The sequence below is a fragment of the Micromonospora sp. NPDC049366 genome (genome assembly GCF_044466625.1).
Taxonomy (GTDB): Bacteria; Actinomycetota; Actinomycetes; order Mycobacteriales; family Micromonosporaceae; genus Micromonospora.
In genome coordinates, this window is sequence record NZ_JBITMV010000001.1 from 659,272 (window position 1) to 675,177 (window position 15,906).

At 72.2% G+C, this 15,906-nt stretch carries 14 protein-coding genes and 1 pseudogene; 9 read left to right on the forward strand and 6 right to left on the reverse strand.

What is annotated here, in order from left to right; translation table 11 throughout:
- The first annotated feature begins 26 nt into the window (after positions 1–26).
- Positions 27–1,049 carry an ABC transporter ATP-binding protein gene (locus ACIBTV_RS03160; RefSeq protein ID WP_396702061.1) on the forward strand — a complete coding sequence of 341 codons (1,023 nt, stop codon included), beginning with the start codon at positions 27–29 and terminating at the stop codon, positions 1,047–1,049.
- On the forward strand, positions 1,042–2,055 hold the full coding sequence (locus tag ACIBTV_RS03165; RefSeq protein ID WP_396701748.1) for an ABC transporter ATP-binding protein: 1,014 nt from the start codon (positions 1,042–1,044) through the stop codon (positions 2,053–2,055). The genes ACIBTV_RS03160 and ACIBTV_RS03165 overlap by 8 nt, the downstream gene beginning before the upstream one ends.
- Positions 2,056–2,145: 90 nt before the next feature.
- Here ACIBTV_RS03165 and ACIBTV_RS03170 read toward each other — a convergent pair whose 3' ends face one another.
- Positions 2,146–2,415: a chorismate mutase gene (locus ACIBTV_RS03170; protein ID WP_396702063.1), complete on the reverse strand. Its 270-nt coding sequence runs from the start codon at positions 2,413–2,415 to the stop codon at positions 2,146–2,148.
- A 565-nt stretch (positions 2,416–2,980) separates the two neighbouring features.
- Between ACIBTV_RS03170 and pcrA the strand changes: the two genes are divergently transcribed.
- Positions 2,981–5,386 (forward strand): DNA helicase PcrA, encoded by a 2,406-nt coding sequence (pcrA, locus tag ACIBTV_RS03175; protein ID WP_396701750.1) that lies wholly within the window; start codon positions 2,981–2,983, stop codon positions 5,384–5,386.
- A 53-nt stretch (positions 5,387–5,439) separates the two neighbouring features.
- Here pcrA and ACIBTV_RS03180 read toward each other — a convergent pair whose 3' ends face one another.
- The gene (locus ACIBTV_RS03180) at positions 5,440–6,204 is read right to left on the reverse strand and encodes a M23 family metallopeptidase (protein ID WP_396701752.1); all 765 of its coding nucleotides are present in this window, start codon (positions 6,202–6,204) and stop codon (positions 5,440–5,442) included.
- A gap of 272 nt (positions 6,205–6,476) precedes the next feature.
- The gene (locus ACIBTV_RS03185) at positions 6,477–7,187 is read right to left on the reverse strand and encodes a M23 family metallopeptidase (protein WP_396701754.1); all 711 of its coding nucleotides are present in this window, start codon (positions 7,185–7,187) and stop codon (positions 6,477–6,479) included.
- Positions 7,188–7,683: 496 nt separating this feature from the next.
- On the opposite strand from ACIBTV_RS03185, the gene ACIBTV_RS03190 reads away from it, so the two are divergent.
- From ACIBTV_RS03190 to sucD, 3 genes are all read left to right on the forward strand, one after another.
- Positions 7,684–8,088, forward strand: coding sequence for a cobalamin B12-binding domain-containing protein (locus tag ACIBTV_RS03190; RefSeq protein WP_396701756.1), 405 nt, complete (start codon positions 7,684–7,686; stop codon positions 8,086–8,088).
- Positions 8,089–8,615: 527 nt separating this feature from the next.
- Positions 8,616–9,794, forward strand: a complete 1,179-nt coding sequence (gene sucC / locus ACIBTV_RS03195; RefSeq protein ID WP_396701758.1) for an ADP-forming succinate--CoA ligase subunit beta — start codon at positions 8,616–8,618, stop codon at positions 9,792–9,794.
- A gap of 2 nt (positions 9,795–9,796) precedes the next feature.
- Positions 9,797–10,684, forward strand: a complete 888-nt coding sequence (gene sucD, locus ACIBTV_RS03200; RefSeq protein WP_396701760.1) for a succinate--CoA ligase subunit alpha — start codon at positions 9,797–9,799, stop codon at positions 10,682–10,684.
- Between the two features lie 46 nt (positions 10,685–10,730).
- Here sucD and ACIBTV_RS03205 read toward each other — a convergent pair.
- Positions 10,731–10,990 (reverse strand): annotated as a pseudogene (locus tag ACIBTV_RS03205) (DUF4190 domain-containing protein).
- A 158-nt stretch (positions 10,991–11,148) separates the two neighbouring features.
- Here ACIBTV_RS03205 and ACIBTV_RS03210 point away from each other — a divergent pair.
- Positions 11,149–12,456, forward strand: a complete 1,308-nt coding sequence (locus ACIBTV_RS03210) for a DUF6350 family protein (RefSeq protein ID WP_396701762.1) — start codon at positions 11,149–11,151, stop codon at positions 12,454–12,456.
- Between the two features lie 69 nt (positions 12,457–12,525).
- Here the strand turns inward: ACIBTV_RS03210 and ACIBTV_RS03215 are convergent, their stop codons facing one another.
- Both ACIBTV_RS03215 and ACIBTV_RS03220 read right to left on the reverse strand, forming a co-directional pair.
- Complete coding sequence (locus ACIBTV_RS03215; RefSeq protein ID WP_396701764.1) at positions 12,526–13,113, reverse strand: DUF4190 domain-containing protein; 588 nt, start codon at positions 13,111–13,113, stop codon at positions 12,526–12,528.
- A gap of 26 nt (positions 13,114–13,139) precedes the next feature.
- Positions 13,140–13,433 (reverse strand): CD225/dispanin family protein, encoded by a 294-nt coding sequence (locus tag ACIBTV_RS03220; protein ID WP_091595147.1) that lies wholly within the window; start codon positions 13,431–13,433, stop codon positions 13,140–13,142.
- A 203-nt stretch (positions 13,434–13,636) separates the two neighbouring features.
- Between ACIBTV_RS03220 and purN the strand changes: the two genes are divergently transcribed.
- Positions 13,637–14,257 carry a phosphoribosylglycinamide formyltransferase gene (gene purN / locus ACIBTV_RS03225; protein ID WP_396701766.1) on the forward strand — a complete coding sequence of 207 codons (621 nt, stop codon included), beginning with the start codon at positions 13,637–13,639 and terminating at the stop codon, positions 14,255–14,257.
- The gene (purH, locus tag ACIBTV_RS03230; RefSeq protein ID WP_396701768.1) at positions 14,254–15,822 is read left to right on the forward strand and encodes a bifunctional phosphoribosylaminoimidazolecarboxamide formyltransferase/IMP cyclohydrolase; all 1,569 of its coding nucleotides are present in this window, start codon (positions 14,254–14,256) and stop codon (positions 15,820–15,822) included. Before purN ends, purH begins: the two co-directional genes overlap by 4 nt.
- Positions 15,823–15,906 lie beyond the last annotated feature (84 nt).

Below are 15,906 nucleotides of genomic sequence, written 5' to 3' on the forward strand. Positions count from 1 at the left end.
GGGCGATCCAGTTGTCCGACATTCTCGTGTCCGAGCAGTCCGCAGCGGGCCCCTCCGGGCGTCCCGCCGGCCGCCTGCTCGAGGTCGACGACCTCCGGGTGGAGTTCCGTACCCGCGACGGCGTCGCCAAGGTCATCAACGGGGTCACGTACCACGTCGACGCGGGGGAGACCCTCGCCGTGCTCGGCGAGTCCGGATCCGGTAAGAGCGTCACCGCGCAGACCATCATGGGCATCCTCGACACGCCGCCCGGTCACGTGACCGGCGGTCAGGTGCGCTTCCACGGCAAGGACATGCTGACCATGTCCTTCGAGGAGCGTCGCCGCATCCGTGGCGAGGGCATCGCGATGATCTTCCAGGACGCGCTCTCCGCGCTGAACCCGGTCTTCACCGTCGGGTTCCAGATCGCCGAGCAGTTCCGGGTCCGCCGTGGCCTGAGCCGCTCGGACGCCAAGAAGCGCGCGATCGAGATGCTCGACCAGGTCAAGATCCCGAACGCCAAGGGCCGGTTCAGCAACTACCCGCACCAGTTCTCCGGCGGTATGCGCCAGCGGGCGATGATCGCCATGTCGCTGGCGCTCGACCCCGAGGTGCTGATCGCGGACGAGCCGACCACCGCGCTCGACGTGACCGTGCAGGCCCAGATCATGGACCTGCTGGCCGAGCTCCAGCGCGAGCGGCAGATGGGCATGATCCTGATCACCCACGACCTCGGCGTGGTCGCCGACGTCGCGGACCGGATCGCGGTCATGTACGCCGGTCGGATCGTCGAGGAAGCCGACGTCTACGACCTGTACGCGAAGCCCGCGCACCCGTACACCCTCGGCCTGCTCAACTCGATCCCGCGTCTGGACGAGAAGGGGCAGCAGCTCCGCACCATCAAGGGCCTCCCGCCGAACCTGATGAACATCCCGCCGGGCTGCCCGTTCAACCCGCGCTGCCCCATGGCGCAGCCGGTGTGCCGGGAGAAGGTGCCGCCGCTGCTGCAGATCGGCGCCGGCCGGGCCAGCGCCTGCCACTTCGCCGAGGAGCTGGTGAACCGTGACTGAGAACATCCTCGAGGTCCGCGACCTGGTCAAGCACTACCCCGTCACGCGCGGTGTGGTGTTCAAGAAGACCATCGGTCAGGTCAAGGCCGTCGACGGGGTCTCCTTCGACCTGCGCCAGGGTGAGACGCTCGGCGTCGTCGGTGAGTCCGGCTGCGGCAAGTCGACGCTGGCCCGGGTGCTGATGAACCTGGAGAAGCCGACCGCGGGCAAGGTGCTCTACAAGGGTCAGGACATCTCCAAGCTCTCCGGTGGCGGCCTGCGTCGCCTGCGCCGGCAGATCCAGCTGGTCATGCAGGACCCGTACACCTCGCTGAACCCGCGTATGACGGTGGGTGACCTGGTCGGCGAGCCGTTCGAGATCCACCCCGAGGTGGCCCCGAAGGGCAGCCGCCGGAGCAAGGTCAAGGAACTTCTCGACCTGGTCGGCCTGAACCCGGAGCACATCAACCGGTACCCGCACCAGTTCTCCGGTGGTCAGCGGCAGCGCATCGGCATCGCCCGGGCGCTCGCCCTGCGTCCGGAGATCATCGTCTGTGACGAGCCGGTGTCGGCGCTGGACGTGTCGATCCAGGCGCAGGTGATGAACCTGCTGGAGCAGCTCCAGGGCGAGTTCGGCCTGTCGTACGTCTTCATCGCGCACGACCTCTCGGTGGTGCGGCACCTCTCCGACCGGGTCGCGGTGATGTACCTCGGCAAGATCGTCGAGGTGGGCACCGAGGACGAGATCTACGAGCGGCCGACGCACCCGTACACCCAGGCGCTGCTCTCCGCGGTGCCGGTGCCGGACCCGACCGTGCGCGAGCACAAGGCGATCATCCGCCTCACCGGTGACGTCCCGTCGCCGGTGAGCCCGCCGTCGGGCTGCCGCTTCCGCACCCGGTGCTGGAAGGCGCAGGACGTCTGCGCCCAGGAGACCCCGCTGCTGCAGATCCGGCAGGGCTCGGACCACCCGAGCGCCTGCCACTTCGCCGAGAAGCGGGAGATCGTGGCCACCCACGAGGCCTGATACACCCCCCACCGGAACCGCCTGTCGCCGTCGGTGACAGGCGGTTCCGCGTGTCCGGCCCGGCCGCGTGTCCGGCCCGGCCGGGAGGAGTCAGAGCGGCCCGCGGCCGGCCCGGAGCAGGAGCAGGGCCAGCTGGGTGCCGTCGGCGCCGAGGGCGCGCCGGAACCGTTCGAGGATCTCCCGCTCGCGGGAGAGCACCAGGCGGGTGCCGCCGGACGCCATGCGCGTCGCGCCGACCTGCTGGGACAGGCTCGCCCGCTCCTGCCACAGTTCGATGAGCGCCTGGTCGATCTGGTCGATCCGCTCCCGGATGGCGACGATCTGGGCCGCCGCGACCGGCTCCTTGGTGCCGGCGTCCACCGGTCGATCGCCGGGCCGGCCGTTCGCCGCGTCGCCCGCCGGGCCGGTGTCACCCTCGGTGCCCCCCGCCGTGGGACCGGTGGGGGTCCCGGACGACGGCTGCTCTCCCGCCGCGCCGGATGCGCCGGATCGCGCCGGACCGCCGTTCTGCTCCACCACGTCTGTCATCATCGCCGTCCCCCTCGGACGTCGGGCCCGGAGCCCGGATCCCGGGACGACAAAGCCCCGGGCTCCAGGAGCCCGGGGCTTTTCGCAGGTCTGTTGATCAGGCGCGACCTACGGCTGCCGGACTCCCGGTGCCGTAGTAAAAGTAGTAGCGCTGACCGAACACGTCGTCGAGTATGCCCAGCCGGGGGCCCTCGCGCAAGGAATCCGGCCGCACGGAGTGCCACGACGCACCCGGACAGCCGGCTCGCCGGACGTCGGCCCGCCGGACGGGAGCTGCCCTAGGGGTCGAGGACGCCCGGCCGGCGGGCGCGCTCCGGGAGCGTCCGGCGCCCGGCCGGCGGGCTGCGGGCGTGCGCGGTCGGGAAGTGTCCGGCGGGCGGCATACACTCGCCGTGCGATGCATCCTCTCTTCGACATCCCCGCGTCCTCGCCCGCGCCCGAGCGCGCGCCGGCCCGTCCGCACCGGCCCGGGCCGGCGTCCAGCCGTCTCGACCCGCAGGCCCTGCTCACCGGGCTCAACGGCCCCCAGCGCGACGCGGTCACCCACGCCGGTTCGCCGCTGCTGATCGTGGCCGGCGCCGGGTCCGGGAAGACCCGGGTGCTCACCCACCGGATCGCCTACCTGCTCGCCGCCCGGGACGTGCATCCCGGGGAGATCATCGCGATCACGTTCACCAACAAGGCCGCGGGCGAGATGAAGGAGCGGGTCGCCGCCCTGGTCGGCCCGCGGGCCCGGCTGATGTGGGTGTCGACCTTCCACTCCGCGTGCGTCCGGATCCTGCGCGCCGAGCACGAGCACGCCGGGCTCAAGTCGACCTTCTCCATCTACGACGCCGACGACTCACGCCGCCTGATGCAGCTGGTCGCCCGCGAGCTCGACCTGGACCCGAAGCGCTACCCGGCCAGGGGTCTGGCGGCCCAGGTCTCGAACCTGAAGAACGAGCTGGTCGACCCCGAGGAGTTCGCCGCCCGGGCGAAGGGCCCGAACGAGCGGGCCCTGGCCGAGGCCTACACGCTCTATCAGCGTCGGCTGCGCGAGGCGCACGCGCTCGACTTCGACGACCTGATCATGACGACGGTGCACCTGCTCCAGTCCCACCCGCACGTGGCCGAGAGCTACCGCCGGCGGTTCCGGCACGTGCTGGTCGACGAGTACCAGGACACCAATCACGCCCAGTACGTGCTGATCAAGGAGCTGGTCTCCGGCACCGAGGGGATCCCGCCGGCCGAGCTGTGCGTGGTGGGTGACGCCGACCAGTCGATCTACGCGTTCCGTGGTGCGACGATCCGCAACATCCTGGAGTTCGAGCGCGACTTCACCGACGCCCGGACGATCCTGCTGGAGCAGAACTACCGCTCCACCCAGACGATCCTCAACGCCGCCAACGCGGTGATCGACCGCAACACCTCCCGCAAGCCCAAGCGGCTGTGGAGCGATGCCGGGGCCGGTGAGCAGATCGTCGGTTACGTCGCCGACACCGAGCACGCCGAGGCGGACTGGGTGGCTCGGGAGATCGACCGGCTCGTCGACGAGGGCGACACCCGCCCGGGCGACGTGGCCGTCTTCTACCGGACCAACGCGATGTCGCGGGTCTTCGAGGAAGTGTTCATCCGGGTCGGCCTGCCCTACAAGGTGGTCGGCGGGGTGCGCTTCTACGAGCGCAAGGAGGTCCGCGACGCGCTGGCCTACCTGCGCGCGGTGGTCAACGACGACGACACGGTGAGTCTCCGCCGCGTCCTCAACACCCCCCGGCGGGGCATCGGCGAGCGGGCCGAGGCGTGCGTGGAGGCGCTCTCCAGCCGCGACCGGATCTCGTTCGGGGCCGCGCTGCGCCGGGCCAAGGACGCCCCGGGCATCTCGACCCGGGCGGCCAACGGCATCGCGGACTTCGTGGCCCTGCTCGACGGCGCTCGCGAGCTGGCCGAGACCGGCACACCGGAGGAGGTCCTGGAGGCGCTGCTCACCCGCTCCGGCTACCTCACCGAGCTGGAGGAGAGCCTCGACCCGCAGGACGCGGGCCGGGTCGACAACCTCCAGGAGCTGGTCAGCGTCGCCCGGGAATACACCGAGCGCATCGAGGCCACCGGCGCCGAGGGGGAGCGGGCCACCCTGGCCGGCTTCCTGGAGCAGGTCGCGCTGGTCGCCGATGCCGACCAGCTGCCCACCGACGACCCGGACCACCAGGGCGTGGTCACCCTGATGACCCTGCACACCGCCAAGGGGCTCGAGTTCCCCGTGGTGTTCCTGAGCGGCCTGGAGGACGGCGTCTTCCCCCACCTGCGCTCGCTCGGCGACACGCGGGAGCTGGAGGAGGAGCGGCGGCTCGCCTACGTGGGGATCACCCGGGCCCGGCAGCGTCTCTACCTCTCCCGCGCGGTCACCCGCTCGGCGTGGGGGCAGCCGGCCTACAACCCGCCCTCCCGCTTCCTGGAGGAGCTGCCGCCGGAGCTGGTGCGCTGGGAGCGCACCGAGGGGTCGTACACCTCGTGGGCCGGCGGGGGCGGCGGTGTCGGGGGCCGCGCGGACCGCGCGCCCGGCGGGCGCGGCGGCTTCAACGGGGGTACGCCGAAGGCGGCCCAGCTGGCGAAGCGGCTCGGGGTCGACGGCAGTCGGCTGACCACGGCCAGCGAGCTGCCGCAGGCACCCAAGGTGGCCGCCGGGGACCGGGTCAACCACCAGCGCTACGGGCTGGGCCGGGTGCTGGCCGTCGAGGGGCACGGGCCGGGTGCGCGGGCGCAGATCGACTTCGGCGACCAGACCATGTGGCTGGTGCTGCGGCACGCCCCGATCGACAAGCTCTGACGGCGGGGCCCGGTCCGGACGTGCCGGACCGGGCCCCTCCTCATGCCGTGGCGTCAGCAGGCCACGTCGATGCCCCGAGCGCGCAGGAACGGCGCCGGGTCGATCTGGTTCCACATCTGGCCCTGGTGCACCTCGAAGTGCAGGTGCGGGCCGGTGGAGTCGCCGGTGGAGCCCTCGTAGCCGATGACCTCGCCGGCGCTGACCTTGTCACCCACGGCGACCGCCAGGCGGCTCTGGTGGGCGTAGTGGGTGAGGTAGCCGTTGCCGTGGTCGATGAAGACCGAGTTGCCGTACCCGTCGCCGGCGTCACCGGCCTTGACGACGGTGCCCGCCGCCGCGGCGTGGATCGGGGTGCCGGCGGGCAGCGCGAAGTCGATGCCGGCGTGCAGCGTGCCCCAGCGCTGGCCGAAGCAGGAGGTGATCTGGGCGCCCTTCATCGGGATGACCCAGGCCGGCTTGGCCTTCACGGTCTTCTTCGGCTTCGGCGCGGCGGTGGTCGCCTTCGCCGTCGCGGCGGCGGACGCGCTCGGCGTCGGGCTGGCGGGACTGGCCGACGGGGTGACCGGGGCGGGCGACTCGCGGGCCGAGCGGTCGGCGCGGGCGGTGGCCTCGGCGCGGGCCTGCGCGTCGACGGAGACCGGGGTCGGCGCCGGCTCGTCGCCGGTCGCGGCGACCGCCACACCGGCGACGCCGAGGCCGACCACGGCGACTGCTCCGACCACGAGGAGGCGGATGCGTCGGCTGGGCCGCGCCCGGTGCCGGATCACCCGCGGGTCGTCGCGCTGATCGTTCTGGGTGGTGCTGTCTTCTTCCTGCACGGTGGACCTTCACGTGTCGAGGGCATCGGACTGACCGATCCTGGTGCGAGACGCGTTTCGGCAGGTCACGGGGTGGGAAGGCGGGTGAGCGTCGGCCCGGCCGGGTGGCCGGTTATACCGAGGTATGTCCGGTTCCATCCGTTAGGTGATCATCAGGACGTGTGCCGCCGGTCACATCTGCGGGTGTGGCGCAGGTGACTTCGCCGGGGCGGGCGGCCACGAAAAACCGCCCGGATCAGGAGATCCGGGCGGTCAACGGTCGGTACGCAGCGTCAGGACGCGGCCACCTCGTTGTAAATTGCCTCGACTTGCAGCTTGATGTCCACTCCGCGCTCCTGGAGCCACGGCACCGGGTCCTTGGGCTCACCCTTGACATGCACCTCCAGGTGCAGGTGGGAGCCGTAGGAGTGGCCGGTGTTGCCGACCAGCCCGAGCTGGTCGCCCGCCTTGACCTGCTGGCCCTCCTGCACGCTCACCGAGGAGGAGTGACCGTAGATCGCCTCGCTACCGTCCGGGTGCTGGACGATCACGGCGTAGCCGTAGCCGCCGAACCAGCCGGCCTTGGTGACGGTGCCGGCGTGGATCGCGACGTAGGGGGTGCCCTCCGGGGCGACCAGGTCGACGCCGGTGTGGAGCTTGCCCCAGCGCATGCCGTAGGGCGAGTTGAAGTCGTAGCCCTGCAGCGGCAGAAGCCAGACGTCCTGCTCGCCGGCCTCCTCGCCCCGGGCGCTGTCGCGGGAGGCGCGGTCGGCGGCCTCGCCGCGGGCTGCGGCGTCCTGGCTGGTGATCGAGGCCTGGCGGAGCTCGTCGAGGACCGTGGGGCTGACGCTCTTGGCGTCGGGCAGGGCGCTCGCGCCGAGGGCGACGACACCCGCTCCGACGAAGGCGGTGGTGACGACGGCGGCGTAGCGGCTCCGCGGCGGGGTGGGGACGCGGCGGCGACCACGATATCTATCGGGCTCAGACGACAGGCGCTGGCGCACGCACACCCTCCGTTGTCGGGGATCCGAAGCGGCTTCGCGGACGTCCGGGACCGTTGCGGTGAACATCTGCTGGCCGCGTCATCACCCGTCCTTGGACCTGATGACAACCGTGGACACGTTAGCCAACCACCAGGCGACTCACAAGCCGGAGCGCCGAATTGGCGTGGCAACTTGTCCGTTTGCGTCCGTGATTGTCACGCCTCGCGCCGCCGAACGGTGCCCTCGTTACTGCCCGTTCGTCGCACAGCGTGACCGGTACGGCGGACTCGTCCGCCTTGACGCGCACCGCCGCGGGAATCCGCCGACGGGCGGATGGCCTGGGTCGACGGAGCAGGGGCCGGCGGATCGTCCCGGCCGCCGACCGGGCGGACCGTTGGGCGACCCGGTGACTCCGCGCCGACGGCCCGGGTTTGCCGGCCCGGATTTCCCGGCACCCGTCCGGCGGGTTACCGTTCGTTCAGGTGGAGGCTGTTGAGCCGGTGAAAGGTGTGCGCTGATGAGCTCTCGTATTCGGGTCGTCGTCGCCAAGCCAGGTCTGGACGGCCACGACCGCGGCGCGAAGGTGGTCGCACGCGCCCTCCGGGACGCCGGCATGGAGGTCGTCTACACCGGCCTGCACCAGACTCCGGAGCAGATCGTGGAGACCGCCATCCAGGAGGACGCCGACGCGGTCGGTCTCTCCGTGCTCTCCGGCGCGCACATGACGCTCTTCCGGCGGGTGCTCGAGCTGCTCACCGAGCGCGACGCGCGCGACATCGTGGTGTTCGGCGGCGGCATCATCCCGGACGCCGACATCCCCGAGCTGGAGCAGCTCGGCGTCGCCAAGATCTTCACCCCGGGTGCCACCACCCAGTCGATCGTGGAGTGGGTGCGACAGAACGTCGCGCAGCCGGTGAGCTGAGCCCGAGCCCGGCGGCTCGCCGTCGAGCGGTGGCGTCGGCCGGAGGCGGACAGGGGGAGGGGCCGGACGCACCCCTCACACGTCCGGCCCCTCTATGCACGATGCCCCGCCGCCACCCCTCGACCGACAGGGCATCGGCCGTTTCTCCTGTCGTCGCGCTGACCAGCGCTCCGACATCTGACTCAACGACGCCCCGACGGAGGGGTTACGCCCTCCGCCAACATCCCTCGGAAGGCTGACCGACGTCGGCCGTCACGGTGTCCGTCGGCCCTGTTCCCCGGCCCGTCGCCGTACGCCGACACGCCGGTGCGGCCCGCGCGGTGCGGGCGAGCGCGGATCGGCGATTCCGGATGTGCGGCGACGGCTGTGCATTACCGCACACCGCGCACCCGCTCGGTTGCCCCCGGTGGTGACCTCGCTAGGCTGCGGCCAATGGCCTGTTTCAACTGATGACAGGCGTCAAACTGTTTTCGAACGCTGGTGGCGGCGCGACGGCGCGCCGCGGAGACGGGACGGGACGCGCAATCGTGGACCTGTACGAGTACCAGGGGCGGGACCTGTTCGAGCGGCACGGTTTGCCCGTGCTCGCCGGCGGCGTCGCCACTACCCCGGAGGAGGCCCGCGCCATCGCCGATCGCCTCGGCGGTCGGGTGGTCGTGAAGGCTCAGGTGAAGGTCGGCGGTCGGGGTAAGGCCGGCGGCGTGAAGCTGGCCGAGGGCGCGGAGGAGACGGTGGCCCGGGCCACCGACATCCTCGGCATGGACATCAAGGGCCACACCGTCCACAAGGTCATGATCACCGTGACCGCGGACGTGGCGGAGGAGTACTACTTCTCCTACCTGCTCGACCGGGCGAACCGCACGTTCCTCTGCATCGCCAGCGTGGCCGGCGGTATGGACATCGAGCAGGTCGCCGCGGATACCCCGGACAAGGTCGTCAAGGCCCCGATCGACGCGGTCGCCGGGGTGGACGAGGCCAAGGCGCGGGAGATCGTCACCGCCGCCGGCTTCCCGGCCGAGGTCGCCGACCAGGTCGTCGACGTCGCGGTCGGGCTGTGGAAGGCCTTCGTGGCCGAGGACGCCACCCTGGTCGAGGTGAACCCGCTGGCCAAGACCGGCGACGGCAAGCTGCTGCTGCTCGACGCCAAGATCAGCCTGGACGAGAACGCCGGCTTCCGGCACCCGGACCACGAGGCGCTGGTCGACCAGGCCTCGGTGGACCCGCTGGAGCAGGCGGCCAAGGAGAAGGACCTCAACTACGTCAAGCTCGACGGCGAGGTCGGCATCATCGGCAACGGCGCGGGTCTCGTGATGTCGACCCTCGACGTGGTCGCGTACGCGGGCGAGCGGCACGGCGGCGTCAAGCCGGCCAACTTCCTCGACATCGGTGGCGGCGCGAGCGCGGCGGTCATGGCCAACGGCCTGGAGATCGTCCTCTCCGACCCGTCGGTGAAGAGCGTCTTCGTCAACGTCTTCGGCGGCATCACCGCCTGCGACGCGGTCGCCAACGGCATCGTGCAGGCGCTCGACCTGCTGGAGCAGCGTGGCGAGAAGGTCACCAAGCCGCTCGTCGTCCGGCTGGACGGCAACAACGCGGAGGCCGGCCGGGCGATCCTCGACGGCGCGAACAACCCGCTGATCGAGCGGGTCGACACGATGGATGGCGCGGCCGAGCGGGCCGCCGAGCTGGCCGCTGCGGGGGTCTGACAATGGCAATCTGGCTGACCAAGGACTCGAAGGTCATCGTGCAGGGCATGACCGGGTCCGAGGGTTCCAAGCACACCAAGCGGATGCTCGCGGCGGGCACCAACGTGGTCGGCGGCGTCAACCCGCGCAAGGCGGGTCAGACGGTCGACTTCGACGGCACCGAGCTGCCGGTCTTCGCCAACGTGGCGGACGCCATGAAGGAGACCGGGGCGGACGTCACGGTCATCTTCGTGCCGCCGCAGTTCACGAAGGCCGCGGCGGTCGAGGCGATCGACGCCGGCATCGAGCTGGCCGTCGTCATCACCGAGGGCGTGCCGGTCCACGACACCGCCGCGCTGTGGGCGTACAACGTGTCGAAGGGCGAGCGGACCCGGATCATCGGCCCGAACTGCCCCGGCATCGCCTCCCCGGGCGCCTCCAACGCCGGCATCATCCCGGCCGACATCACCGGCAGCGGCCGGATCGGCCTGGTCAGCAAGAGCGGCACCCTGACCTACCAGATGATGTACGAGCTGCGGGACATCGGCTTCTCCACCTGCGTCGGCATCGGCGGTGACCCGATCATCGGCACCACCCACATCGACGCGCTCGCCGCGTTCCAGGCCGACCCGGACACCGACGCCATCGTGATGATCGGTGAGATCGGCGGCGACGCCGAGGAGCGGGCCGCCGAGTTCATCAAGGCCAACGTCACCAAGCCGGTCGTCGGCTACATCGCCGGCTTCACCGCGCCGCCCGGCAAGACCATGGGCCACGCTGGTGCGATCATCTCCGGCTCGGCCGGCACCGCCGACGCGAAGAAGGCGGCGCTGGAGGCGGTCGGCGTGAAGGTCGGCAAGACGCCGACCGAGACCGCCCGCCTGATGCGGGAGATCATGTCCGCCGGCTGAGCGGAGCGGGTCTCGCGCTGAGGGGGTCGACCGGCGGTCGGCCCCCTCAGCCGTTACGCCAGAACGGATAGTTCCCCGTCGCCCGCAGGAACGCCCCGGCGACGAGGTTGACCACGCCGAGCGCGACGGCGACGTAGCCGAGCACCGGCGAGTTGCCGTACCGCCGGGCGTCCCGGACGGACAGGTAGCCGAAGATGATGCCGAGGATCCCGCAGCAGATCAGCCCGAGGACGACACCGAGCACACCCAGAGCGTGGTGCGGTCGCGCCCGCGGGCCGGTGGGGACGGCGGGTACGAGAAACCCACGGCGACGATCCTCCACGATCGGGGCCGCGACGACGTCACGTCCTGCGCCGAGGCTAGACCGGGCGGAGGCCGGGCCGGCCGTGGATGGCGGAATTCGCCGCCGTGCCGGGGCGGTATCGGACTGCCACCCGGCGCCTGACGTGCCAGAGTAGACCTCGATGTCCGACCTCACCCCTGATCGATCCCGCCGGGCCGGCGCGGTGGCCGCCGGCGACCGCCCGCCCGGTCGCGGCGCGCCCGGCGGGCGGGCGCCCCGCACACGGCCCGACGGATCACCGCGCGGTCGCGCGCCGCTGGCCGTGGCCGCCGCCGTGGCCGCCTTCGGGGCGGCACTCACGTCCTACCTCCCGGTCGCGATCGTGCTCGGCCTCGCCCAGCTCAGCGAGGACGCCGGGTCGGTCACCGGCGCCCTACGCGCCGGCCTGGCCGGCTGGTTGCTCGGCCACGGCGTCCCGCTGCGCACCGAGGCGGGGCCGCTCGGGCTCGCCCCGCTCGCGCTGACCGCGCTCGTGGTGTGGCGGCTGACCCGGGCCGGCGTGCACGTCAGCCGGGCGATCGGGGCGCGCGGGGGCCGCTCGCCACGCCGCGCGCTCGCCGCCGCCGTCGCGGTCGGTATCGCGTACGCGCTGCTCGGCCTGCTCGCCGCGATGCTGGTCGGCCTGGGCGGTCCGGGCGTGTCACCGGTGCGCGCCGGGCTCTGCTGTGTGCTGCTCGGCACCGTCGCCGCCCTGGTCGGCGCGGTGCGCACCACCGGCGTGACCGGGTTGCTCGCCGAACGGGCCCCGGCCGCGCTGCGCGACGGCGTCCGCACCGGCCTCGTCGCCGGCCTGCTGCTCCTCGGGGCGGGAGCCGGCGCCGCCGGTCTGGCGGTGGCCACCGGGGGCGGCGACGCGGCGGACATGATCGGGGCCTACCGGACCGGGGTGGCCGGGCAGGCGGGCGTCACCCTGGTCAGCCTCGCCTACGCGCCGAACGCCGCGATCTGGTCCACGAGTTACCTGCTCGGTCCCGGGTTCGCCGTCGGCACCGACACCGCCGTGCGGACCAGCGAGGTGTCGGTGGGGGCGCTTCCCGCCGTACCGCTGCTGGCCGGGCTGCCCCGCGGACCGGTCGACGGCTTCGGCGCCGCACTGCTCGCGGTGCCGGTCCTGGCCGGCATGGCGGCCGGCTTCATGCTGGCCCGCCGGCTGGTGCGGCTCGCGGCCGACGACCGCACGCCGCTGGGCTGGCCGCCGCTGCTCGCGCCGGCGGCCATCGCCGGTCCAGTGGCGGGCGTGCTGCTGGGGATCGCGGCGGCGGCCTCGGCCGGGCCACTGGGCGGCGGCCGGCTGGCCGAGATGGGCCCGGTCGCCTGGCAGGTGGGTGCCGTGACCACCGCCGTGATCGGGGCCGGCGCGCTGCTCGGCGCGGCGGCCACCCGCACGTTCACCCGCGGCCCGGTGCGCCGGGGCACCGCGACCACCTGACCGCCGCGGGGATTCGACGCCGAAGGGGCGCCCCGCGGCTGCGGGACGCCCCTTCCGACCAGCTGTGGATCAGGGCTGGTTCGGCAGGCTCATGCCGATCAGGTTAAGGATGATCACCAGGACGCCGATGCCGATGCCGACGGCACCGCAGATCAGACCGGCCTTCGCCTGGCCGGCGTTGTTGGCCAGCCCCTGGTCCACCTTCTGCTTGGCCAGGTAGCCGGTGATCACCGCGGCGATGCCGACCGGGAAGCCGAGGAAGAGGCAGCAGGCCAGCGGGATCGACGCGATGCCGAGGATCATCGACACCAGGCCGAGGGTGTTGTTCTGCCCCTGCGCCTGCGGGTAGCCGGCGTTCGGGTACGTCGGCGCGCCGCCGTACGGCTGCTGCTGCGCGTACGGGTCCTGCGGGTGGGGCTGCCCGGGCTGCCCGTACGCGGGCTGCTGACCGTAGGGGTTCTGCGGCGCGGCGTAGGGGTCCTGCGGCTGGCCGTAGGGCTGCCCGGAGGTGGGCTGACCGTAGGGCTGCCCCGAGGTGGGCTGCTGTCCGTACGGAGCCGCGGGCGGCGGCGCGTACGGGTCCTGGGGCTGCGGTGCGGTCGGATCCTGGTGCGGCTGCTGGCCGTAGGGATCCTGACCGGGCTGACCGGGCTGCATTCGACGAGGCTCCTTGGGTCTGTCCGTCAGTAGGTGCTGTTGTCGCCACTCATGATCGCGCCGAGGCCGCCGAGTGCGCAGCACAGAATCGCGATCACGTACCACGAGATACCGACGATCAAAGCCCACTTCGACCACTTGCGCGACTCGGCGGCGGCGGCCTGCGCGCCGGCGTAGTCGCCCTGCTGAAGCAGCGGGTTCACCTTGGACGCGTTGATGATCGCCGGAATCGCGAGAGGCCAGAAGAGGAAAATGGCCACGATCGACATCGTCATGTTGTTGTTGACCGGCGGCTGCTGGGGCGGGTACCCGGGCTGCATGGGGGCTCCTCAACTTGTCGACACGGCTGCGGTGTCGGCTTCGACTCGGGGGTGCGGGGCCGGGCGTGTGCCGGGCCCGAGCGAGCGGCAGCGTACCGGGTTTACGCCAGCAGAACTGTCGCCCGCGTGTCCCGGTACGGTCTCGATCACGGCTCGACCTGCCCGGACGCGGCCGCTTCCGCCCTGCCCGATAGGGTGACGCGGTGACCGAGCCCGTGTCCGCTGCCCGCATCGTCGTCCTCGTCTCCGGATCCGGGAGCAACCTCCAGGCGCTGCTCGATGCCACCGCCGACCCGGCGTACGGCGCCCGCGTGGTCGCGGTCGGCGCCGACCGGGACGGTATCGCCGGGCTCGACCGCGCCGCCGCCGCCGGAGTGCCGGCCTTCGTGGTCCCCCTCAAGGCGTACGACAGCCGCGAGGAGTGGGACCGCGCGCTCACCGAGCAGGTCGCCGAGCACCGGCCCGACCTGGTCATCTCCGCCGGGTTCCTGAAGCTGGTCGGGCCGCACTTCCTGGCCGCGTTCGGTGACCGCTACCTGAACACGCACAACACCCTGCTGCCGGCGTTCCCCGGCATCCACGGCCCGCGTGACGCCCTCCACTACGGCGTGAAGATCACCGGCGCCACCCTCTTCTTCGTCGACGCCGGAATGGACACCGGCCCGATCGTCGCGCAGGTCGCCGTGCCGGTGCGCGACGACGACGACGTGGAATCCCTCACCGAGCGCATCAAGGTGGCCGAGCGCAGTCAGCTGGTCGAACACGTCGGCCGCCTGGTCCGCGAGGGTTGGACGATCATCGGAAGAAAGGTCACGATCCCGTGAGCTCCACTCAGGACGAGCGCCGCCCGATCCGGCGGGCGCTGGTCAGCGTCTACGACAAGACGGGCCTGGTCGACCTGGCCCAGGCCCTGCACGCGGCCGGCGTGGAGATCGTCTCGACCGGGAGCACCGCGGCGACCATCGCCGGCGCCGGCGTCCCGGTGACCGCCGTGGAGACCGTCACCGGGTTCCCCGAGGTTCTGGACGGTCGGGTCAAGACGCTGCACCCGAAGGTGCACGCCGGCCTTCTCGCCGACCTGCGCAAGGACTCGCACGTCACCCAGCTCGACGAGCTGGGCGTCGCCGCGTTCGACCTGCTGGTCAGCAACCTCTACCCGTTCCAGGCCACGGTCGCCTCGGGCGCGAGCCTCGACGAGTGCGTCGAGCAGATCGACATCGGCGGCCCGGCGATGGTGCGCGCCGCGGCGAAGAACCACGCCTCGGTAGCGGTGGTCACCGACCCGTCGGCGTACCCGGTGTTGCTCGCCGCCCTCGACGCGGGCGGTTTCACGCTGCGGCAGCGCCGGGCGCTGGCCGCGCGGGCGTTCGCCGACATCGCCGAGTACGACGTGGCGGTGGCGAACTGGTGCGCCGTGCAGCTCGGCGAGGACGTCGAGTGGCCGGGCTTCGCCGGTCTGGCGCTGCGGGCCGACCGCGCTCTGCGCTACGGCGAGAACCCGCACCAGGCGGCGGCGCTCTACACCGACCCGGACGCGCCGGCCGGCCTGGCCCAGGCCGAGCAGCTGCACGGCAAGGAGATGTCCTACAACAACTACGTCGACGCGGACGCCGCGTGGCGCGCCGCCAACGACTTCCCGGACCAGCCGGCCGTGGCGATCATCAAGCACGCCAACCCGTGCGGCATCGCCGTCGGCGCCGACGTGGCCGAGGCGCACCGCAAGGCGCACGCCTGCGACCCGGTCTCCGCGTACGGGGGCGTGATCGCGGTCAACCGGCCGGTCTCCGTGGAGCTGGCCCGGCAGGTGGCCGACATCTTCACCGAGGTGGTGGTGGCGCCGGAGTTCGAGGCCGGCGCGGTCGAGATCCTCCAGGGCAAGAAGAACGTCCGGCTGCTGCGCGCTCCGGCGTGGAATCCGCCGCCGGCCGAGTGGCGGCAGGTCAGTGGCGGCGTACTGGTGCAGATGGCGGACCGGGTGGACGCCACCGGCGACGACCCGTCGAGGTGGACCCTCGCCACCGGCGACCCGGCCGACGAGGAGACGCTGCGCGACCTGGTCTTCGCGTGGCGGGCGATCCGCGCGGTGAAGAGCAACGCGATCCTGCTGGCCCGCGACGGCGCGACGGTGGGCGTCGGCATGGGCCAGGTCAACCGGGTCGACTCCGCGCGGCTGGCGGTCAGCCGGGCGGGCGCCGAGCGGGCGCGCGGTTCGGTCTGCGCCTCGGACGCGTTCTTCCCGTTCGCCGACGGCCCGCAGATCCTCATCGAGGCGGGCGTCCGCGCGATCGTGCAGCCGGGTGGTTCGATCCGGGACGAGGAGGTCGTCGCGGCCGCCAAGCAGGCCGGCGTGACGATGTACCTGACCGGCACCCGCCACTTCTTCCACTGACGGATCCCGGCCCGGCCCCCACCTCGGCGATCATGCAGTTGTGGTGCCTCACGAAGGGCGCGAATCAGCGCCTTTCGCCCACCA

Bases quoted from the DNA above. Each gene is read 5' to 3' on its own strand.
- pcrA (WP_396701750.1), top strand. From the start codon at position 2,981: ATGCATCCTCTCTTCGACATCCCCGCGTCCTCGCCCGCGCCCGAGCGC.
- ACIBTV_RS03215 (WP_396701764.1), bottom strand. From the start codon at position 13,113: ATGCAGCCCGGTCAGCCCGGTCAGGATCCCTACGGCCAGCAGCCGCAC.
- ACIBTV_RS03190 (WP_396701756.1), top strand. From the start codon at position 7,684: ATGAGCTCTCGTATTCGGGTCGTCGTCGCCAAGCCAGGTCTGGACGGC.
- sucD (WP_396701760.1), top strand. From the start codon at position 9,797: ATGGCAATCTGGCTGACCAAGGACTCGAAGGTCATCGTGCAGGGCATG.
- ACIBTV_RS03220 (WP_091595147.1), bottom strand. From the start codon at position 13,433: ATGCAGCCCGGGTACCCGCCCCAGCAGCCGCCGGTCAACAACAACATG.
- ACIBTV_RS03210 (WP_396701762.1), top strand. From the start codon at position 11,149: ATGTCCGACCTCACCCCTGATCGATCCCGCCGGGCCGGCGCGGTGGCC.